The 19,468-nt window shown below is 54.1% G+C and carries 20 protein-coding genes; 9 read left to right on the forward strand and 11 right to left on the reverse strand.

What is annotated here, in order from left to right; all coding sequences use genetic code 11:
- The first annotated feature begins 3 nt into the window (after nt 1-3).
- Nucleotides 4-693 (forward strand): metallophosphoesterase family protein, encoded by a 690-nt coding sequence (locus JYE49_RS09710; RefSeq protein ID WP_093958076.1) that lies wholly within the window; start codon nt 4-6, stop codon nt 691-693.
- Between the two features lie 39 nt (nt 694-732).
- Here JYE49_RS09710 and JYE49_RS09715 read toward each other — a convergent pair whose 3' ends face one another.
- The 4 genes from JYE49_RS09715 to JYE49_RS09730 form a co-directional block, all read right to left on the reverse strand.
- Nucleotides 733-2,046 (reverse strand): hypothetical protein, encoded by a 1,314-nt coding sequence (locus tag JYE49_RS09715; RefSeq protein ID WP_143754534.1) that lies wholly within the window; start codon nt 2,044-2,046, stop codon nt 733-735.
- Complete coding sequence (locus tag JYE49_RS09720; RefSeq protein ID WP_093958074.1) at nt 1,976-2,563, reverse strand: RNA polymerase sigma factor; 588 nt, start codon at nt 2,561-2,563, stop codon at nt 1,976-1,978. The genes JYE49_RS09715 and JYE49_RS09720 overlap by 71 nt, the downstream gene beginning before the upstream one ends.
- Nucleotides 2,564-2,872: 309 nt before the next feature.
- Nucleotides 2,873-4,267: an MFS transporter gene (locus tag JYE49_RS09725; protein ID WP_093958073.1), complete on the reverse strand. Its 1,395-nt coding sequence runs from the start codon at nt 4,265-4,267 to the stop codon at nt 2,873-2,875.
- A 147-nt stretch (nt 4,268-4,414) separates the two neighbouring features.
- On the reverse strand, nt 4,415-4,978 hold the full coding sequence (locus tag JYE49_RS09730; protein WP_093958072.1) for a hypothetical protein: 564 nt from the start codon (nt 4,976-4,978) through the stop codon (nt 4,415-4,417).
- A 281-nt stretch (nt 4,979-5,259) separates the two neighbouring features.
- Between JYE49_RS09730 and JYE49_RS09735 the strand changes: the two genes are divergently transcribed.
- The 3 genes from JYE49_RS09735 to JYE49_RS09745 all read left to right on the forward strand — a co-directional run bounded on the left by JYE49_RS09735 (nt 5,260) and on the right by JYE49_RS09745 (nt 8,175).
- Complete coding sequence (locus JYE49_RS09735) at nt 5,260-5,676, forward strand: zinc ribbon domain-containing protein (protein ID WP_093958071.1); 417 nt, start codon at nt 5,260-5,262, stop codon at nt 5,674-5,676.
- Nucleotides 5,677-5,962: 286 nt separating this feature from the next.
- Nucleotides 5,963-7,048 (forward strand): GGDEF domain-containing protein, encoded by a 1,086-nt coding sequence (locus tag JYE49_RS09740; protein ID WP_093958070.1) that lies wholly within the window; start codon nt 5,963-5,965, stop codon nt 7,046-7,048.
- A gap of 47 nt (nt 7,049-7,095) precedes the next feature.
- Nucleotides 7,096-8,175 (forward strand): GGDEF domain-containing protein, encoded by a 1,080-nt coding sequence (locus tag JYE49_RS09745; protein WP_093958069.1) that lies wholly within the window; start codon nt 7,096-7,098, stop codon nt 8,173-8,175.
- Nucleotides 8,176-8,444: 269 nt separating this feature from the next.
- Here the strand turns inward: JYE49_RS09745 and yidC are convergent, their stop codons facing one another.
- Both yidC and JYE49_RS09755 read right to left on the reverse strand, forming a co-directional pair.
- Nucleotides 8,445-10,355, reverse strand: coding sequence for a membrane protein insertase YidC (gene yidC / locus JYE49_RS09750; RefSeq protein WP_093958068.1), 1,911 nt, complete (start codon nt 10,353-10,355; stop codon nt 8,445-8,447).
- 23 nt (nt 10,356-10,378) lie between these two features.
- On the reverse strand, nt 10,379-10,630 hold the full coding sequence (locus JYE49_RS09755; protein WP_093958067.1) for a hypothetical protein: 252 nt from the start codon (nt 10,628-10,630) through the stop codon (nt 10,379-10,381).
- 568 nt (nt 10,631-11,198) lie between these two features.
- Between JYE49_RS09755 and JYE49_RS09760 the strand changes: the two genes are divergently transcribed.
- From JYE49_RS09760 to JYE49_RS09775, 4 genes are all read left to right on the forward strand, one after another.
- The gene (locus JYE49_RS09760) at nt 11,199-11,507 is read left to right on the forward strand and encodes a hypothetical protein (RefSeq protein WP_093958065.1); all 309 of its coding nucleotides are present in this window, start codon (nt 11,199-11,201) and stop codon (nt 11,505-11,507) included.
- The gene (locus JYE49_RS09765; RefSeq protein WP_093958064.1) at nt 11,504-11,932 is read left to right on the forward strand and encodes a hypothetical protein; all 429 of its coding nucleotides are present in this window, start codon (nt 11,504-11,506) and stop codon (nt 11,930-11,932) included. Before JYE49_RS09760 ends, JYE49_RS09765 begins: the two co-directional genes overlap by 4 nt.
- Nucleotides 11,933-12,288: 356 nt before the next feature.
- Entirely contained in the window at nt 12,289-13,413 is a 1,125-nt protein-coding gene (locus tag JYE49_RS09770; RefSeq protein WP_093958063.1) for an aldo/keto reductase, read from the forward strand.
- Between the two features lie 3 nt (nt 13,414-13,416).
- Nucleotides 13,417-14,004, forward strand: a complete 588-nt coding sequence (locus JYE49_RS09775; protein WP_093958062.1) for a rhomboid family intramembrane serine protease — start codon at nt 13,417-13,419, stop codon at nt 14,002-14,004.
- 255 nt (nt 14,005-14,259) lie between these two features.
- Here the strand turns inward: JYE49_RS09775 and JYE49_RS09780 are convergent, their stop codons facing one another.
- On the reverse strand, nt 14,260-14,703 hold the full coding sequence (locus JYE49_RS09780) for an acyl-CoA thioesterase (RefSeq protein WP_283399444.1): 444 nt from the start codon (nt 14,701-14,703) through the stop codon (nt 14,260-14,262).
- Nucleotides 14,704-14,897: 194 nt separating this feature from the next.
- Between JYE49_RS09780 and JYE49_RS09785 the strand changes: the two genes are divergently transcribed.
- Nucleotides 14,898-15,440 (forward strand): SLOG family protein, encoded by a 543-nt coding sequence (locus JYE49_RS09785; RefSeq protein ID WP_093958061.1) that lies wholly within the window; start codon nt 14,898-14,900, stop codon nt 15,438-15,440.
- A gap of 245 nt (nt 15,441-15,685) precedes the next feature.
- Here JYE49_RS09785 and JYE49_RS09790 read toward each other — a convergent pair whose 3' ends face one another.
- From JYE49_RS09790 to JYE49_RS09805, 4 genes are all read right to left on the reverse strand, one after another.
- Nucleotides 15,686-15,931: a hypothetical protein gene (locus JYE49_RS09790; RefSeq protein WP_093958060.1), complete on the reverse strand. Its 246-nt coding sequence runs from the start codon at nt 15,929-15,931 to the stop codon at nt 15,686-15,688.
- Between the two features lie 113 nt (nt 15,932-16,044).
- Nucleotides 16,045-17,562 carry a hypothetical protein gene (locus JYE49_RS09795; protein ID WP_093958059.1) on the reverse strand — a complete coding sequence of 506 codons (1,518 nt, stop codon included), beginning with the start codon at nt 17,560-17,562 and terminating at the stop codon, nt 16,045-16,047.
- Between the two features lie 268 nt (nt 17,563-17,830).
- A complete protein-coding gene (locus JYE49_RS09800; RefSeq protein WP_093958057.1) occupies nt 17,831-18,400 on the reverse strand; it encodes a M48 family metallopeptidase in 570 nt (189 codons plus the stop codon).
- A 170-nt stretch (nt 18,401-18,570) separates the two neighbouring features.
- Complete coding sequence (locus JYE49_RS09805) at nt 18,571-19,143, reverse strand: manganese efflux pump MntP (protein ID WP_346763124.1); 573 nt, start codon at nt 19,141-19,143, stop codon at nt 18,571-18,573.
- Between the last annotated feature and the right edge of the window lie 325 nt (nt 19,144-19,468).

The raw sequence follows: 19,468 nt of genomic DNA on the forward strand, positions 1-19,468 counted from the left end.
CCCATGAAAAAAATCGTTCTTCTGGCGGATCTTCACGGCAACATGGTTGCCACCGAGGCAATGGAACGGGAACTGGACAAAATCCAGCCGGATGACATCTGGTTCCTCGGGGACGCCGTCGGCAAGGGACCGGAAAGCGACAAGACCTGCGACTGGGCCAGGACGCATTGCAACCACTGGCTGGCGGGAAACTGGGACCGCGTCCTGCGCACCATTCCGGAACCCAACCTCTATTTCATCAACCAGATCGGCGAAGAGCGGCTTCAGTGGCTGGATTCCCTCCCCCTGGAGGATGAGCTGGAGATCAGCGGCATTCGCTTCCGCCTTGTTCACGGCCGCTTCCTGGATCCTATGTATGGCAGCGATGACCCTGACGAAAAGCTGAGGGAAGGGTTCCGCTTCCATGACGGGCGGCCGGAAGCGAGCGGCATGATCTGCGCCGACAGCCACGCGCCCTATATCCGTCCGCTAATCGGCGGATACGCGATGAACACCGGCAGCATCGGCGTCAACCTCGGTGTTTCCAGGGCACACGCGCTGCTGCTGGAGGGAGAGGACGGCCCCGCGCCATTAAAGATTACCATCCTGTCTGTTCCCTATGACAACCGGAAGGCGGCAGCCATCGCTGAGCAGTATCCCGACCTTCCCCAGAGGGAACGCTACCTGAAAGAAATCACCAGATGGATCATGTAAAAAAGTGGACACTGGGGACAGTCCCCAGTGTCCACTTTTTTATTCAAGTTTCAGCTCGATCGCCAGGTCTTCCCGTTCCACATCTTCTGAATCCGTGTGCTGAACCGGAACCAGCGTAACGGAGCTGATCGGTTTGTTGGTGTCATACTCCAATGTATACGTGATAGCCGATCTTCCGAAACCATTATCGCCCTGGTGCAATGACGTATAAAGGGACTGCAGTTCAGCTTCGTCTGATTTCAGTTTAAATGTCCAGGGCAGATTGTCCAGATTATATTCATACGCTTCATATGAATATTTGAAGGTCCTCGTGATCATGATGCAGAATCCGTCCGCGGTGGCTTCTGCCTTTGTGATTTCATATTTCTGTTCTTCCGGTTTCTTTTCTTCAGGAAGCACAAACTTGACAGGCGCCTCGACTTTCCGCACCTCCGCCTTATCGGCGACAAAGCTGAAGGTCGCCTGCTCTTCCAGGGTGAAAACGTCTTTGGTATACAGGTTCAGATAATAGGAGTCAAAATCGTCCTCAACGATTATCGCACCATCTTTCACATACGGATGCTCGATAATCTCTTCCATTCCATAGCCATATTCGTCCAGCATCAATTCGTGCCGGTCAAAGGCTTCATACTCTTTCTCCCTGAACGCCTGCCAGTCCGCATCCGTAAATCCTTCGCTGCCGAAGCCCGAATCCTCAAAGCTGATCGTCCAGTCTGTATGCAGGACATTGAAGGTGATCGTCCATTCCACGTCCTCGCTTACAGTGGTCGGATTATAATCTTTGTCCCTCAGGGCTACTTCATAGACCATATCGCTCAGGTCATAATCCTCCCTGGGAATCAGCGGTTTCAGATCCGGTACCCAGAAGCCGCTCCTGTCAGCCCAGCCATCGACATTCATGATATCTGTTTCGAAGTTTTTATTCCCGCATACGGCTTTCACAACGGGGTACGCAAAGATCTTTTCCGCCCCCTCTTTCGGGGTAACGCTCATGGAAAACCTCAGTTTGTATCCGTCAAACACGGCTTCCCGGATTTCAGCGCTGAAGTACTTTCCTTCCCAGGTCTGTCCGATCGACACAATCCGATCCGTAAAGGCGGTGTTTTCAGCCTGTTCCGGATAATACCGGAGAAGTCCGAAACCGTTGGTCACCGCGGCGGCCACGGCGGTCATCAATAACATAATGGCTAAGACTATCACTAAGCCCGCAGGCACTTTTTTTCTCATGGGTTCATTTTCCTTTCCCTGCGCACGGAAACGAACCTTCTGCGCCAGCCAGGGATCAGGCTTCGCAGCGGACGTCATCTGATCCACTGCCTGATGAACCTTCTGATGAAGATTGTTTCCACTCATCTTCCCAACCTCCTTTCAGCTCATTCCGGAGTATTTCCTGCGCATGTTTTAATCGTCTTGATACGGTTGAAGTTGAGGTATGCAGCGCTTCCGCAACCTCAGTCAGATTCATGTCCTGATAATAGTAAAGGAGAATCACGTCTTTATACCGGACAGGCAGCTTCAGCAGCGCCTGGCCAAGTTCTTCCGCCTCTTCATCCTTTTCGTTTTCTTCAGCAGCCAGCTGGAGGTCGTCCGGATTCACGCTCATTTTCCGGTGGCGAAGCCAGGCGGAACGAAGCATGTCACGGCAGGTGTTGACCCCGATCTTCATGATCCAGGTTTTCATGCTGCAGCCTTCCCTGAACTGATCCATGTTCTTGTATACCTTCAGGAATGTATCCTGCACGGCATCCTCAGCCAGGGTCATGTCACGCAGATACATAAAGCACAGGCGCTTCAGCGGCATCTGGTATTCCAGTACCAGGTTGTCAAACAATTCTTCCGTGTTGCAGGACGGGCCCTTTTCCGCAATCATCCGGTGACCAACCTCCTTTCACATATACTGACGATGCCGGTTCGTGTTTTTTGCATAATTTCTGAAAAAGTTTTGTGTTGGATACAATCATAGCAAAAAAGAGCCAAGACGGCTACAAAAAAACGGCACAAGCAGTGACAGAGGGACAGACTTTCAGTCACATTCTTTTCAAGAACAGTGACAGACAGTCAGTCCCTGCAGTCACACTTCTGCCGCTTCTTCGTTGCGGGTGTTGTTGTTTAAGTAAATATCATTTTTAAGTCTTAAGTTTTAAGTCTTAAGTTTTCATTTGAAGAAGGATTGTTATTCTCAATCCTTCTTCTGCAGGTCTTCCATTACTTTCTTTTCATCATACGCCACCAGCAGCACCGCGCCCAGCACGCAGAACACCACCGCGGCCACCGCCACGATCCGCAGGCCGATGGGAGACGCGGTCAGGTCGTTGCTGGTCAGGTCCTGCGTGGTGCCCAGCACTGCCAGGGAGGTGAACACCAGCATGGCCACGGACTGGCCGAACTTCATCGCAAAGGTGCGGGCAGCGAAGAACATGCCTTCCCGCTTTTCCCCGGTCAGCAGCGCGTCCTGCTCCGCCACATCCGCCACGATGGCCTGGGGAATAATGCCCAGCAGCGCCATGGGGAAGGCGGCGATGATCACGATCAGCACGCCGGGGACGATTCCCGTCAGGCCCGGCACCACACCGATCAGCGCGGTGACCAGGTAAGCCAGTGCCAGGCCGAGGAAGCCGATGATGACCAGCTTCTTCTTGCCCTGTTTAGCCACCAGCTTGGAAACGAACGGATAGAAGCAAGCGGACAGCACAGTCATTGCGCCCAGGAATACCGTCGTGTAGAACTCATTCAGCTGCATGGAAACCTTCACGAAGAAGGGCAGGCCCGTCTGGAACAGCGTCAGGCCGATCCAGTAGGCCACGTCAGAGGCTGCAAAGCGGCGGAAGTTCCTGTTTTTGAAGGTGTTGGACAGGCTCTTCAGGGCGTTGCTTTCGCTGGGCTCCGCGTTCACAAAGTCCTTTTCCTTCAGCTTGAAGCAGGGCACCAGCATGCAGACGAGCGCCACCGCCGCCAGCACAATGAACAGGATCCGATAGCTCCAGGCATAGCTGACAGCAGACTGGAGGAAGGAAGCGAACACAAAGGGCAGGTAGGCAATCAGCGTGCCGAAGAAGAAGGTCAGGGAGATCGCCGTGGAGATGTACATCCGGTCTTCCTGTGTTTTGCCGAACTCGGAGATCAGCGCGTTATACGGCGTACAGTACATGGTCATGAACAGGTAGAAGAGGATCAGGAAAACAAAGATCCAAACGATGTTGATCGTGCTGATCGCTTCCACCGGTGCGAAGAACACCAGGATGGTGATCACCGCAAAGGGAATGGCCGCCCGCTGCATAAAGGGAATGCGCCGGCCCTTCGGGTTCCGGCTCCGGTCAGAGAGGGAGGCAATCCAGGGGTCCGTCACCGCGTCAAAGATCCGGCAAAAAAAGGTGATCAGGCCGAGCACCGTCAGCACGCCGAAGATCACCAGGCCCGTCGGCACATAGAACTTCGCGCCCACGTCCACCGAGCTCTGCGTCGGCAGGTAGAAGGTCACAAGCCAGGTGTTGATGATGCCGCTGAGGATGGACCAGCCCAGCTGGCCAACCGCAAAAATCCACATTTCCTTTTTTGTCAGACGTCTGGTTTTCATACTGTCTTCCTGCTTTCTATATGGTTTTGAACTGTTGGTAACAGTATAGCATAAAGACAGGACGACAGGGCGGGCACGGCATGAAAAATACTGGATACAGGGAGAACCGCAAAAGTGGACACTGGGGACTGTCCCCAGTGTCCACTTTTACTTATTCAGCAGGCTCCGGATGTTTTTCCGGAGTTCCCCGATCTTTTCCGTTTCCCCGTTCATCATTTCCAGGGTTCTGTGCTTGCGGATATACTCATCCGCGTCCTTGTATTTATCGCTCAGCTTATACTTCCGCCAGAGGATCCAGATGCTCACGGCATTCTTTTCCTTTTCCATTTCCTCCAGGAAGGAGCGGACAGACTCCCATCGCTCGTCATCCGGATCCTCCGTGGCCGCAAAGGCCTTCTCCTGGGCGGCAGCCAACGGATTCAGGTCCGCGCAGATTTCCTTCACGCCTGCCTCAACACTCGTCAGCCGGTCCGACAGATCACCGAAGACGTACAGGAGCAGGCCCGTGATCCAGCTGAAAACCGGGCCCATTATGAGAGCCGCAACACCCCAAATAATCGCACTGTACCCGGTGGCCTGGGTTTCGTAATAATCTGTCATCTCAATTCCCCTGATAATCATATAGACCCCATAGATGACCGAGAGAATAATCCCGGCCCAGCAGACGAACTTGGCCATCTTTTTCATTTTGCTTCCGATGTTTGTAAACATGCCCAACCTTCCCTTTTTCAGTTATACCGGTCTCCCCCGGACAAAAGCTTCTCTGCCTATACAGCTGTTTCAACAGGCCAAAGGCCGCGGGTTTAAACTGTTTTTTGCTGTGTTTTTCATGCGCAGAACAGAAAAAAGCAGAACTGAGAAACGATTTCTTCTGCAAATAGGATACAAAATTATCCGTACATTTGCAACCTTTTCTCACTTTTGTTATAGTATTGTTAAATATGCAACGGCAGGAAACAACAACCTAAAACCATAACCCCGGAGGCATAACCATGAAAAACACAAACCCTAAAAATGAAAAAATCGGCAGACTCATCGTGGCCGGTTTCGGCGTCCTCTGGACCACGGCTGCTTTCAGTATTACGGCAGGGTCCCCCTGGCCGGTAGCCAGGATCGTGTTACCGGCCTTTGGCATACTGTTTACCATCGGTGCTTTGCTGGGGCATAGTTCCGAAAGCAGCAACCCCGACGATGAAGCAGAAAACACCACCATGGAGTCTCCGGTGGAACAGTTTAATCCCAAAGAGATGGACGCCCCCGGACAAACAGGCAGGAAAGAGTCTCCGATTCAGGCACCGGCTCCGCAGCCCCGGCAGAAGAAATATGTGTTCTGCCCCTACTGCGGCACCGCACAGGAAGAGGATTACAAAATCTGCGAAAGCTGCGGTGCAGGAAGAAAAGAAAAGTAAAATGAAAGCGGACACTGAAGACATCTTCCGGTGTCCGCTTTGCTTATCTGACTTTCAAGCGTGTTTTTATGTCATTTTTTGTGACTGTTTGCTATACTTCTATGCCGTTTTTCCCGTTCATCTGTAACTCTTTCTCCCCGCTTCATTAAAGTGAAGTACGGAGAAAGAACGAAAGCAGATGAATGCAATCCTTTTCAGTTGCACGGTTGTATGATATAATCTATGCAACTCAAAGGTGCATAAAGGATCGGCTTTTTGCAACCGTCTATTGTGGAGGATCGTCAGCATGACCATGTTGAGAGATTATTTCGTCCAGAATTGGGCTCTCATCCTGGTTTCGCTTGCCTTTTTGGTGTCCCTGCGATCCACGGCCTTCATGGATAAAACCTTTGCCAAACGCATGACCCTGCTGATCTTCGAAGTGGTGTTCCTTTCCATTTCCGTGTATATCGAGTTCGCACTGGATGACCGGGGCATTGTCTGGAAAGGCCGGCCGTACCTGATGTTTATCCGGTACAGCGCCACCCCGTTCATCGACGCGCAGGTGCTCTATACTCTGGTGAAAAAGCTCCGGAAAACCATCTTTATTCCCGCCATTGTCACAATGGCGATCTGCTTCATTTCCATCTTCACCGGCACCATCACCCGGATACTGCCGGACGGCACGATCCAGTACGGTCCCCTGAGGCTGCTGCCCTACCTTGTCCCGGGAATCTACGGCTCGCTCATCATTTATATCCTGTACAAGCGCAGCAGCAAGCAGTTCAATGATCTGATCCCCGTCTTCTTCTTCTCCTTCGCGATGGGCAGCGGGGTTTTCCTGCCCTTCATTTTCGGTCCCATCTTCTCCCATGTCTTCTGTGAGACCATCGCGATTGCGCTGTTTACCTACTATCTTTTTTCCATCCAAGGCCTGACAACCAACGATTCGCTGACCAAAGTGCTGAACCGCCAGGCCTGCTATGCTGACATGGAGACCGAGCCGGAGAAAATAACGGGCATTGTTTCCATCGACATGAACGGCCTGAAGGTCATCAACGACACCCATGGCCATGCCGCCGGGGATGAAGCATTGGCCACCCTCGCGCTGTGTTTCACCCAGGCAGCCAAAGCCCACCAGTCCGTCTATCGTATCGGCGGGGACGAGTTCCTGATCATCTGCCGGAAATGTACCTTGGATGACGTTCTCCAGCTGGTCAGGCGCATCCGGAAGAACGTCTCCGAAACAAAATACAGCTGCGCAATCGGATACAGCTGCACAGAGGGCAGCCGGAAGTCCGTCAACGAAATGATGAAGGAATCCGACGAAATGATGTACGTGGAAAAAGCCAGCTATTACAAAGTATTCGGCAAGGACAGGAGAAGAAACTGAGAACCGCAAAGCGGTTGTCAGTTGTGGGGGGGATCGTCAGCGTGTTAATGCTAAGGGATTATTTAGTCCAGAACTGGGCCCTGATCCTGGTGTCTCTGGCTTTTTTGATATCTCTTCGCACAACAGCCTTCCTGGATAAATCCTTTGCCCGCCGCATGTTTTTGCTGATCTTTGAAGTCCTGATCCTTTCCATTATTGTGTTTATCGAATTTGAGCAGAAAGACCTGGGGATCATATGGAAAGGCAGGCCTTACCTGATATTCATCCGGTACAGCGCAGGGTCTCTTCTTGAGGCACAGGTTCTTTATTCCCTGGTAAAGAAGTATCCGCGGATCATCTTTATCCCCGCTATCATTACAGCGGTGATCTGCTTCATCAGCATTTACACCGGCATCATCACCCGGGTGCTGCCGGACGGCTCGATCCAGAACGGCCCACTGAGGCTGCTCCCTTTCATTGTTCCGGGAATCTATGGCTGTTTCATCGTTTATTTCCTGTACAAGCGCACCAACAAGCAGATCAACGATCTTTTTCCGGTAGCCTTCTTCTCCCTCGCGCTGGGCAGCATGGTGATCCTTCCCTTCTTCATCAGGCAGGCCTACTCCCAGATTTTCTGCAAGACCATCTCGATCGCACTGTTTGCCTACTACCTGTTTTCTATCCAGAACCTGACCAGAATAGATTCGCTGACCGGCGTCCTGAACCGCCAGGCCTGCTACGCTGAGCTGGAAACCGATCCGGAAGGAATTACCGCCCTTGTTTCCATCGACATGAACGGCCTGAAGGAAATCAACGACACCCACGGCCATGCTGCAGGAGATGAAGCGCTGACCACCCTGGCGCTGTGCTTCACCCAGGCAGCCAAAGCCCACCAGTCCGTCTACCGCATCGGCGGGGACGAGTTCCTGGTCATCTGCCGGCAGGGCAGCCCGGAAGAGGTTCTCCAGCTGGTTGAGCGGATCCGGAAGAACGTTGCCGCAACGAAATACAGCTGCTCCATCGGCTACAGCTGTGCCGGGGAAAGCCGGAAATCCGTCAGCGAGATGATGAAGGAATCCGATGAGATGATGTACGCCGAGAAAGCCCGGCACTATCAGGAGATTGGTGTAGACAGGAGAAGGAACTGAGGACCGCAAAGCGGTTCTCAGTTCCAATTCATAATTCACAATTCATAATTCACAATTCATAATTCATAATTGGTGTGGATTCTTTGCTGAAGATGTTCCGTATATGCTGAAGATTTACATCCCCGGAGGAGATTTCTCCACTCCCTCCGGTCGGTCGAAATGACAATGTGGGCGCAGCGATTATACTCATACACCTTGCGTCCGCAGTAAATCTAATTATGAATTATGAATTGTGAATTATGAATTTCAAAAGGCATAACGCTTTTGCGTTATGCCTTTTGATTTCTCGCTTGTACTGCTTTCTTAACCTGATCCAGGATATACCTTCCGCCGACTTCTCCGCTCTTTCCGAAGTTGGCGATGGTCTTTTCCCGGATCTCCCGGATCCGCTCGCCGTAGCTTTCATCTTCCAGCAGGGTACGGATCTTCTCCGCCAGGCCTTCCAGCGCCTCCGGCTTCACCCGGATGCCCACCTGGTCCCGCAGGGTCATTTCCAGCGGCGGCACGGTAATTTTTTCATAGTCCGGGTTGTTGATCTTCGGCGGCGTATCCACAAAGACGCAGGGCCGCTCGGTCACCATCACAAACTCATAGGCTGTGCCGGACCAGTCGCTGATCACGATATCCGAATCGAAGATCGAGGTGTTCCCGGTAAAGTCCAGCTCGAAGAACAGGTCGCCGCCCTTATAATCCTCATACCGCTTCACAATGGCGTTCATCCGGTCGCCGTAGCGCTTCACATACTCCGGATGGGGCCGCACCGTCACATCAAAGCCCTTGCCCAGCAGTTCCGACAGCATATCGTCGATGCAGCTGTCCAGGATATTGTCCGCCTGCCAGGAAGGGGCGATCAGCACCTTCGGCCGCTCCCGCTTTGTCCGAGGCGTAGCCTGGTACGCGTCATACAGCTTCTCCAGCTGGCCGTAGCCGCAGGCCACCAGCTCCTGCTCCGGATCGCCGAAGAGCTTCTCCGTCTGCCGGATCTCCTCAAACTGGAAGTCGCCTACGCACAGGATCGAGTCATAATGCCGCAGGGCGCCGGTGTGCAGCACCATATGGGTGCTCAGCGGATAATGGAACACATAGACGTACTTAATGTTCTTGCTGTAATAGCTCCGCTTGTACTGGTAGTTGCCCAGGTCGGACATGGTCATGATCATCACGTCCGCTTCCAGCTTCATAAACAGGGTAATCAGCTTTTTCTGGCCGATATAGTACGGGACGATCCGGTCCTGCTTTTTCGCGATGTCAAAGATCTGGTCGTTGGGATCGCTGGTCACATAGTGGATGGTCAGCTTGCTGTTCTCCAGGATCCAGTTCATGATCCGCTCAAAATACTTATAAAAGCCGCTGCCCTCGGAGTAGAACACCAGGTGCTTGTTGCCCACGGAGAAGAAGCGCTTGTAGTCTTCCTTCTCCCGGTGCTTTTCCTCCCGGCTGCGCACGGTCTCGCTGCCGGTGTCGGTATAGGCGGCCAGTTCCTTCCGGGACGCCTCCAGCTCCGCCCAGTCGATCTCCTTTTCCGGCGGCCGGAGCTTGTTCAGCAGCAGCTGCTGGGCAATGGTGAACAGGTTGCTCCAGATCCAGTAAAAGCCCACGCCGGCCGGCACCGTAAAGCCCAGCACCAGGCTGATGCCCACGGAAACCGCCATGGAGGAGAACTGAGCCGCTTTTCCCTGGCTTGCCTGCAGCGGGTTCAGCTTGTTCTGGCACAGGCTCAGGATCAGGGCCGCGAGACCGGCCAGCAGCGGAATCAGCAGATGAATGCCGCCTGCGGCGGTGGGCGTTGCGGACAGATCAAAACCTAAAAAGCGGGTATTCAGATCCGGCTGCCGGAGCCATACGTCCGGATGATAAATGATCTGGACCAGGCCGATCAGCAGCAATACCTGAACCGCCACCGGGATCACGGTGGCGAAAGGGCTGTAATGTGCTTTTTTGTACAGCAGTGCCTGTTCATCGGCCACCTTATCCGGGTCGCCGAAATACTTAACCTTCAGCCTGTTCACGGCCGGCTCCAGCCGGACCATCTTGATGCCGTTTGCATGCACCCAGAGGCTGACGGGCAGCAGAACCAGCTTTGTCAGGAGGGTGAACACAATCACAGCCAGGCCGTAATTACCGGTCAGGCTGTACGCAACCCTCATCAGCCACCCCAGCGGTGCGCAGATTATTTGCATACTTCTTCTCTCTTACTCTGATATCAAAGATCTTCCAGGTCGTCACTCTCGTCCTTCGAGACCTCTTCCCGTCCGACCGCCTTGTTGATCTTCTTCTTGGCCTTTCTCCAGTAAATGGAGAAGCCAGCAGCGATCGCCACCACCAGGCCGATACCCGCCTGGATAATAAAAGTGGTTGTGCTCGGATCAATGTACGCACTGGCCTGGGTGGGCGTCATCACCATGCAGAACACGCAGTACAGCGTCAGCAGGAATAAAGGAAGGCCTTTTTTCATCGTCAATTTCTCCTTCGGGTTCATCTCGGAAACAATAACCTTACATATTTTACACTTTTTTGTTGTTCTTTACCAATATTTTCTGTTTTTTTGTTTTCACCCTGCCAGACTTTGGCAGCCTCCGGACAGGGGACGGTTTCCTGTTTAATTAATACTTAAAACTTAAAACTTAAAACTGAAAAATGGTGGAGGGATGACTCCGTCATCCTTTGAATGATCCCACACGTTAACATTGTCATTCTGACCAAGGCCGCATAGCGGCCGCGTGGAAGAATCTCCTCCCCCTTTCACATTTAGGGAACGCGATCGGAACATATCTGCCTGGAAATAGTCGTACCTCCTATCCGCAACCTCAATCGTCGCACTGCTCCCTTGGAGCAGTCGCATTGCTCGTTTCGGTTGACTCGTTCGGGTCACTTCCTGCTTCGCAGGATAGCCCACTGGGCTACCGTTTCCCTCGCTCCCCTCCTACTTCCTACTTCCTATCTCCCACCTGATTTTTGCCAGTTTCTTTCAGGGTATTCTGCCTTTTCCTCCCTTACGCTGTCAGTGTAAAGGAGGAATCGCCATGGATTACTACAATGCTGAACACTATCCCGACCGCACAGCCGCCGAGGCGATGCAGCATGTGATGTCCCACCGGGAGGAAGAAGTCTTCGTCCTCAGCGAGGAGGGCTGCCTCCAGCTGATCGAAGCCCTGGTCCGCCTGGCGGTGGAGGATTATCTCCGTGCCCACCGGTGCCTGCCCTGCCGCTCTGCCCGGCAGCGGCTGCTGGAGATCGAAGCCTTTTTCCTGTCAGATCACTTCCACAGCCTCACCGGCCTGGACGGAAGCGCCATCCTGCGGATTGTCCGGAGGGAGGCGAAGAAGGAATGATCGCACCGGACGTTCTCCTGAAGCCCCGGCAAATCCGGCGGGAGATTGAACGCAAACAGATGCGGATTGAAACCCTGCGCCGCTTCGCGGAGCACCTGACCTCCCCGCTCCGGGAGGTCAGGGTCAAAAGCACGCCCGATCCCACCCGCATGCAGGCACTCCTCGCGGAAGCCGCGGATGAGGAAAAGCAGCTGCCCCTGCTGGAGGCGGAACTGGAGCAGGCGCTGGCAGCTGCCGCCATCATGGTTTCCACCCTGCCGGACATCCGGCTGATCGAGCTGATGGAGCTCCGCTACCTGGAAGGCCGGAGCTGGGAGGAGACCGCCTCCATCATCGGCTACAGCCCCAGCCAAACGTTTAAGCTTCATCGCGCAGCGATGTCGCTTCTTCCTCTGCCCGAGTCAGAGAAAGAAGCGAGGAGGTAGGAGGTAGGAAGTAGGAGGGAAGCGCCCCGGAGTCCTGTCGTGCGCGGTGCGCGAGGCGGGAATTCCGCCCGCGGTGCGCGCGCGAATCCTTACCGAAACGAGCGGCGAGCGCGCTCCAAGCGCGAGAAGCGAAGATTGAGGTTGCGGATAGGAGGTAGATTAGCCTCAACACAGCCGCGGCAGGAATGTGACTGAGGGACGGCCCTGTTGTCACTATTCTTGCAAAGAATGTGACCACAGGACTGTCCCTTCTGTCACTGTTCCTGCCGCTAAACAACCCTATTCTCATCTCCCCCTCTTTGGGCTATAATGAGCATGACAGAACAAACAACCGACAACACAGAAAGGATTCGCCTATGACAGAGCCATTCAGACCCAATCCGCTTCGCCTGGCCTTCGGCCTGATGCGGCTGCCGAAGAATCCGAACGGCAGTATTGATATCCCCCAGGTCTGCGAAATGACAGATCATTTCATCGCCGCGGGCGGAACCTATTTCGACACCGCCTTTGTGTATGACGGCGGCGACAGTGAAAAAGCCTTCAAGGCCGCCGTGGCGGACCGTTATCCCCGGGAGGCCTATACCGTGGCCACCAAGCTCCACGCCGCCATCGGGGCCGTGGACGAGGCTAGCGCCAAGGCGGAGTTTGCCACCAGCCTGGAGCGCACCGGCGCCGGGTATTTCGATTATTACCTGCTCCACGCCCTGCAGCGCTCCATGTACAAAAAGTATGATGAATACGGCCTGTGGGATTTCGTGAAGGAGCAGAAGGCCAAGGGCCTTATCCGCCACTGGGGCTTCTCCTTCCACGCGGATCCGGATCTGCTGGAGGAGCTGCTGGAAGCCCATCCGGACGCGGAATTCGTCCAGCTGCAGATCAACTACGCCGACTGGGAAAACCCGGGCGTCGCCTCCCGCAAAAACTGGGAGATCTGCCGGAAGCACGGCAAGCCCGTCATGATCATGGAACCGGTAAAGGGTGGCATCCTGGCCGACCCGATCCCGGAGGTGAAGGCCGTCTTTGACGGCAGCGGCGCGGATGTGTCCTACTCCAGCTGGGCCCTGCGCTTCGCCGCGGGGCTGGAAGGCGTCCATGCCGTGCTCAGCGGCATGAGCAATCTGGCCCAGATGGACGACAACCTGAAGACCTTCAAGGACTTCCGTCCCCTGGATGAAAAGGAAATGGAGCTGATCCACCAGGCCCAGCAGGCGCTGGACGCGGACAAGTCCATTCCCTGTACCGCCTGCCACTACTGCACCAAGGGCTGTCCCATGGAAATCCCGATTCCGGAAATCTTCAACGTCATCAACCGCCGCAAGGGCAGTCCCGAGTTCCGCACCATCCGGGAATACGGCATCGTGACCGCCGGACGGGGCACCGCCGGGGACTGCGTCTCCTGCGGCCAGTGCGAACGGGCTTGTCCCCAGGGACTTCCCATCATTACGCTGCTGCGTAAATGCAAGGCGGAACTGGAGAAATAACCGATGAAAAAGAAACTGAGACTGTCCTTTAATGCCCCGGCTGTCCTGACCTTCACCGCCCTGTGCGTGATTGCGCAGCTGATCAGCATGCTGACCCACGGAGAGAGCAACCGCGTCCTATTCAGCGTGTACCGGGCTTCCCTCCTGGATCCCCTCACCTGGGTCCGGTGCTTTACTCACGTGCTGGGCCATGCCGGCTGGGAACACCTGCTGGGCAACATCATGTACATCCTGATCCTCGGCCCGATGATTGAGGAGAAATATGGCACCGCCACCACGGCTTTCATCATGGCGGCCACCGCCCTGGTCATCGGCATCATCAACATGGTGTTCTTCCCCGGCGTCATGCTGCTGGGCGCCAGCGGCATCGTCTTCGCCTTTATCCTGATTGCTTCCATCACCATCCGGGAGGATAACACCATCCCGGTCACCTTCATCCTGGTGGCGGTGCTCTATCTCGGCCAGCAGATCTGGCAGGGTCTCTTCAGCCAGGACAACGTCTCCCAGATGGCGCACATCGTCGGCGGCGCAGTCGGCGCGGTGCTGGGATTCTTGCTTGGCAGAGCCAAGCAAAAACGCAGTCCCTATTAAGGAACTGCGTTTCTAATGAATACTTAAAACTTAAGACTTAAAACTTAAAAATGATACGGCTGCGGCCGTAAAGGAGATTCTTCGACTCCGCCTGCGGCTGCGCTCAGGATGACATTCCAGCTTGTTCTCGTCTTCATTATTTATATTTTACCAAACAATCAATTCAAAGAAACCAGCTCTATTCAGAGCTGGTTTCTTCCACCATTATTCATTTTTCAGTTTTAAGTTTTCAGTATTCATTATCGCTTGCGGCGTTTACCGCTGCAAGCGAATTCTTCTCCGCTCTTCCGCTGCGGCGTACTCCTGCTTTTCTTCCGTGGTTTCCGGAATAAACATGGGAATGGCCACGGGATGATCCTCTTCATCAATGGCGACAAACACCGCGTAGGCCCGGTTGATCAGTTCCCGGCTGCCGTCCAGGCGTTCCACCATGCTGTCCACCCGAACCTCCAGGGACGTGCGTCCTGTCCAGGTGACCACGGCCTCCTGCACCACCGTATCATTCAGGTAAGCGGGCTTCAGGAAGGTCAGGTTATCAATGCACACCGTGGTCACTGCCTGGCCGGTATACCGGCGGGCCGCCACGGCACCCACCACGTCGATCCACGCCATTATCTGTCCGCCGAAAAGCCTGGGCTTGGCATAGCCGTTGCAGTGCTGGGGCATCACGATCTGTACGGTAGTGGTTTTCTCTGCCATGTTCCTGTCCTCCATCCAGTCCTTAAAATGCACAATAATTATTTACCCGAAAGCTGCCTCTTTTCCTTCAAGAAAAATCTTTTTGTTCGCTTTTCTTCACTTCCTGCTTTTCTTATAATGTTAGAGAAAGAACATTATCATTTTTAAGTTTTAAGTTTTCAGTCTTCAGTATTCATTTTATTCAAGAGGTTCTTATGACCGACATCTACGCTGAGCGCTACCGCGGCCTGACCCAGGAGCAGCAGACCTGCTGCCTGACTGGGCACCGCAAAATCCCTCCGGGAGAGGAGCGGAAAATCATGGTCCGCGCCCGCAATATCCTGCTCCGGCTGATCCGGGATCACAACGTCCGGTATTTCGGAGTGGGCGGCGCGGTCGGCTTTGACATGCTCGCCGCGGAATACCTGCTGAACCTGAAAGCCCATGAGGAGCAGCAGATCAAAATCATCTCCGTCCTGCCCTATCCCGCCTGGCGGGAAAAGGAAGACTGGACGGATGAGCTCCGTGCCCGGGAGGAAAAGATCCTCCAGGCCTGCGACAAGGTGGTCTATGTCCGGCAGGAATATGAAAAAGGCGTATTCCTCCTGCGGGACCGGAAGCTGGTGGATGGTTCAGCCTACTGTGTCAGCTACTGCAACCAGCCCCAGACCGGCACCGCCTATACGGTGAAATACGCCCTGAATCACGGGGTAAAAGTGTTCAACGCCAGCAGTTTCAACGTGATGACGCTGAAATAACAAGAAGCGGCAGGAGCGTGACTGCGGGGACTGAACCTCTGTCACTGTTCTTGAAAAGAATGTGACTGAGGGTCTGTATCCGCAACCTCAATCGTCACTGCTCGCGCTTGGAGCGCACTCGCCGCTCGTTTCGGTTGACTCGTTCGGATCGCTTCCTGCTTCGCAGGATAGCCCACTGGGCTACCGCTTCCCTCACTCCCCCCTGTAATGCTCCTGCCGCATTTCGTCTAGTAATACCAATCGACTCACGGCCGGAAATCGTCCGGCGCCGGGCCTTCGTCATCCTTGTCCCGGCCGCTGCGGATCACCAGGATAATGCCGCCCACACAGGCCACGGCAATAGCCAGGCGCTTCAGTCCTTCCCAGAAGATGGGGTAAAAGAACATGGTCACGGCGCAGTAAAACACGCCCGCGCCCAGGCCGAGAAGCAGGATAAAGCGGAGGATCAAACCCATCGCCCCGCCAAACACAGACAGTATATCCTTCAGCATTTGTTCTTCCCCCGGTATCCTTTGATTGCGAAGACAATGTTATCATAAACATCCCAACCATACAACGAAAAGCCGCCGCAAACCGCGGCGGCTTTTCACATTCCCGGGCATTTTCAGCCGTTAGTGTCGAACTCGTTATATCCAACATAATCCGGGTTTTCCAGCAGTTCCGGGTCAGCGGGGACATATCCACCGCCGCCCTCTCCGCCGGTCAGGCCGAAACCTTCTCCGTCAAAGGACAGACCGTTGAGGCTGACGCGCCCATGATTCCCGACGCAGAGCAGCGCATATCCCGGTTCATCCCAGAACAGGTTCCACCGGGGTCTGTAGGCAATCACCTTCCAGGTGCCGCTGATATTATAACTGTCCAGCTCTTTCCCCTTCAGGTCATGTACCCGATCCACCAGGTTCGAGGTAAAGGTGCCGTCCTCCGCAAAGCTGATCACATCCGGGCCGAAGGATCCACCCGCATCAAAAGACCAGGTACCGACCAGCTTCTTCATAACCTCCGGCTGTTCCTCGCCGGGATCCATGATCTCCAGGTCCCGCAGGGGTACAAATCCCCAGACGATGGCTCCGCCGTCCGTGAACTTGCCTTTTTTACTGACTTCCGCCTCCACATAGGCATATCCCTTGTATGTTCCCAGGCAGGTGAAGCAGGTTTCCTTCGGTACCTCGAACTGCCTGAACTGGCTCACATCCGGATCGTCGGTCAGGTAGGTATCCGCAATCGCCCACACATCCACCTGGCAGAAATCATACAGGGGATCGTGCTCCTGCTGTTGTTTTTCCTCCCGTCCCAGTTCACGGCTCAGGACCCAGCCGACCCGCTGGGTACGCTCACTGACGTTGTACCGGATCAGGGTATAGGTCTCGCCGTCATTATTCCTCCAATCCATCAGGGACAGGCTTTCTCCCTTCAGGCCGACAGCGGCTTTGCCCTTGGCGGCACGCCAGGCGCTCTTGCCGAAAGGCGCGGCATACACCGGAGCCGTTCCCTTTTTGCCCGGATTGATCGGATAACCGGAAGACAGTTCGTGCGTGTCCCCCAGATAAGCGGTCAGCAGGTTGATCCGCCGGATCTCTGCTGTCGAACGGGGAAACAGGCGGATGTTGAATTCGGATAACGGATTCCAGCCATTGAAAACTACCCGGCCGTCCTTGTCTTCCGCGTAATAGCTGTAGCCCTTATCATCCCGCCAGACCCGGAAGTCCCCGATCTTCGCCTCCAGCAGGTCCAGATCTTCGTCCCCATTCCCGTCAGAGAAGCGGTAGACCTCAGCATCGCCATAGGAGAGGGTCAGAATCCCGTCCTTCATGGTAAGCTTCAGGCCCTTCGCCTTATCCTCCGGCTGGTAAACCGCCTTTGTGTACACATGAAGCTGTTCTTCACTGTCCGCAAAAAACAGCGCGCTATGGTACCGGGCGCTCATCACGGCATAATCCCCGGCCTGGACTCCGCCTCCGGTAGTGGAATAATCATCCCAGGTGTGATCCGCCGAAACGGCGTTCAGCAGTCTGCCCTTACTCAGCCCCCAGCTGTTGGCGGAAGCGGAGGAGCAGGTAAAAACCAGTATGGCAAGCAGAAGCAGGACAGTGATCATGCGGCGGAAAAGAACGGTGCGAGGCATGGCGCAAATCTCCTTTTCAATTCATGTTCTGTCTTTTATCCATTATGTTCTCACTATAGAAACGAAAGCAAGGGATATTTTCCTGCAGGCAAGACAGAAGGAAAAAAAGGGAACGATCAGACCTGTTTCCATCGTTCCCATGTTCCTGCTGCTTGAAGCTTTACATCTCCGGAGGAGATTCCTCCACAACGGTCGGAATGACAACGTGAGCGCTGCGATTTACTCACTACACCATATATCCGGAGTATATATAATTATGAATTATGAATTATGAATTGATTCTCGCAATGATACTCTGCCCTTCGTTCTTCAGCCACTTCAGCGGCTGCTTGTAGTCCGGCAGGATCCGCGCCACCTCTGTCCAGAACCTGACGGAGTGGTTCAGTTCCTTCCGGTGGCACAGCTCATGCACAATCACATAATCCAGCACGTCCTCCGGGCAGAGCATCAGCAGGCAGTTGAAGTTCAGGTTTCCCTTTGCAGAGCAGCTGCCCCAGAGGCTCTTCTGTTTCCTGATCGCAATCCGCCCGTAGGTCACGCCGATCTCCCTGGCCCGTTCCGCCACCCGGGGCGGGATCACTTTTTTCGCCTGTTTCACCAGTGCGGCCAGTTCTTCCTCCGTCAGCTTCGGTTCCTGTGCCCGGGCTTTCACCTTCTGCAGCGTTTTCTCAATCCAGCTCCGCTTGCTTTCCAGTATCTTCCGGATTTCCGCCTCCGGCATGCGCAGCGGCGCGCGGACGGTGATTTCCCCCGTCCCATCAATCCGGATGCCCACAGACTTCCGCCTGCACCGGATCAGCTGCACATTCCATGTCTGATACACAAATTCACAATTCATAATTCACAATTCATAATTAATGTAGTCTCTTTACTAAAGATGTTCCGATTACGTTCGAGAAGCTTTTTTCGACGGAGGAGATTCTTCGACGCGCTTCGCTTCCTCAGAATGACACCTTTACCCTATGAATAAACCATTACGCAAAGGTGTAAATCATTATACATTATGAATTATTTACAAACGCCGGTGATGAATATCTCCAGCCCGATCAGGATCAGGACAATCCCGCCGAAGATGGATGCCTTGCCGGCCAGCTTCATCCCGACGGTCTTGCCCAGCTTAACCCCCGCGATACAGATCCCGAAAGTCACCACGCCGATGATCACCGATTCAACGAGTGCAAACACCAGGTTATATTCCGCAATGGTAAAGCCCACGGACAGGGCATCAATGGAGGTGGCAATTCCCTGCACCAGCAGCGCCCCGCCGTGCAGCAGCTTGACCTCCTCATCGTCTCCGTCCTTTTCTTCCTTCCGGCCTTCCACAATCATCTTGATGCCGATAAACAGCAGCAGTGCCAGCGCAATCCAGGGAATAAAGGGCTGAAAGGCCTGGAAAGCTTCAGCAATGGAATGCACGCACAGCCAGCCCGTCAGGGGCATCGCCGTCTGGAACACCGCGAAGGTTCCGGCAATCAGCAGCATCCGCCTCACCGGCATTTTCGGCTCGTTCAGCCCGTTGGCAATGGAGACGGAAAACGCGTCCATCGCCAGGCCGACGCCGAACAGGATACTGTTGAGCACGAATAAGAAATTGAATTGCATTTCCGTTTCCCCCAATAAAACAGTCAGGTACGGCGAATCCATACCTGACTGTCTTCGAGACAACACATGTATAGCTTCGCAGTTATACATGAGTCTCGCATATTAAAGCAAGCCAGGCCTGAAGGCCAGTATGTTGACTTGCTGCGCATTCACGCTTGCTACTCCCTCATGGGTCGTAACCCATTGTAGGAGCGGGATTTGCGGTTAGTCAATTCTAATGTTTGAAACGTTTATATGCAACGCAATATAATGCTTTTTTGTTTTTTGGATCAATTGATATTAGGCGTTTCTAACAATCGGTATT

The organism is Aristaeella hokkaidonensis, assembly GCF_018128945.1.
Classification (GTDB): Bacteria; Bacillota; Clostridia; order Christensenellales; family Aristaeellaceae; genus Aristaeella; species Aristaeella hokkaidonensis.

Coding starts and splice junctions, on each gene's coding strand:
- JYE49_RS09710 (WP_093958076.1), top strand. CDS start 4: ATGAAAAAAATCGTTCTTCTGGCGGATCTTCACGGCAACATGGTTGCC.
- JYE49_RS09715 (WP_143754534.1), bottom strand. CDS start 2,046: ATGAGTGGAAACAATCTTCATCAGAAGGTTCATCAGGCAGTGGATCAG.
- JYE49_RS09720 (WP_093958074.1), bottom strand. CDS start 2,563: ATGATTGCGGAAAAGGGCCCGTCCTGCAACACGGAAGAATTGTTTGAC.
- JYE49_RS09725 (WP_093958073.1), bottom strand. CDS start 4,267: ATGAAAACCAGACGTCTGACAAAAAAGGAAATGTGGATTTTTGCGGTT.
- JYE49_RS09730 (WP_093958072.1), bottom strand. CDS start 4,978: ATGTTTACAAACATCGGAAGCAAAATGAAAAAGATGGCCAAGTTCGTC.
- JYE49_RS09735 (WP_093958071.1), top strand. CDS start 5,260: ATGAAAAACACAAACCCTAAAAATGAAAAAATCGGCAGACTCATCGTG.
- JYE49_RS09740 (WP_093958070.1), top strand. CDS start 5,963: ATGACCATGTTGAGAGATTATTTCGTCCAGAATTGGGCTCTCATCCTG.
- JYE49_RS09745 (WP_093958069.1), top strand. CDS start 7,096: ATGCTAAGGGATTATTTAGTCCAGAACTGGGCCCTGATCCTGGTGTCT.
- yidC (WP_093958068.1), bottom strand. CDS start 10,355: ATGCAAATAATCTGCGCACCGCTGGGGTGGCTGATGAGGGTTGCGTAC.
- JYE49_RS09755 (WP_093958067.1), bottom strand. CDS start 10,630: ATGAAAAAAGGCCTTCCTTTATTCCTGCTGACGCTGTACTGCGTGTTC.
- JYE49_RS09760 (WP_093958065.1), top strand. CDS start 11,199: ATGGATTACTACAATGCTGAACACTATCCCGACCGCACAGCCGCCGAG.
- JYE49_RS09765 (WP_093958064.1), top strand. CDS start 11,504: ATGATCGCACCGGACGTTCTCCTGAAGCCCCGGCAAATCCGGCGGGAG.
- JYE49_RS09770 (WP_093958063.1), top strand. CDS start 12,289: ATGACAGAGCCATTCAGACCCAATCCGCTTCGCCTGGCCTTCGGCCTG.
- JYE49_RS09775 (WP_093958062.1), top strand. CDS start 13,417: ATGAAAAAGAAACTGAGACTGTCCTTTAATGCCCCGGCTGTCCTGACC.
- JYE49_RS09780 (WP_283399444.1), bottom strand. CDS start 14,703: ATGGCAGAGAAAACCACTACCGTACAGATCGTGATGCCCCAGCACTGC.
- JYE49_RS09785 (WP_093958061.1), top strand. CDS start 14,898: ATGACCGACATCTACGCTGAGCGCTACCGCGGCCTGACCCAGGAGCAG.
- JYE49_RS09790 (WP_093958060.1), bottom strand. CDS start 15,931: ATGCTGAAGGATATACTGTCTGTGTTTGGCGGGGCGATGGGTTTGATC.
- JYE49_RS09795 (WP_093958059.1), bottom strand. CDS start 17,562: ATGCCTCGCACCGTTCTTTTCCGCCGCATGATCACTGTCCTGCTTCTG.
- JYE49_RS09800 (WP_093958057.1), bottom strand. CDS start 18,400: ATGAATTGTGAATTTGTGTATCAGACATGGAATGTGCAGCTGATCCGG.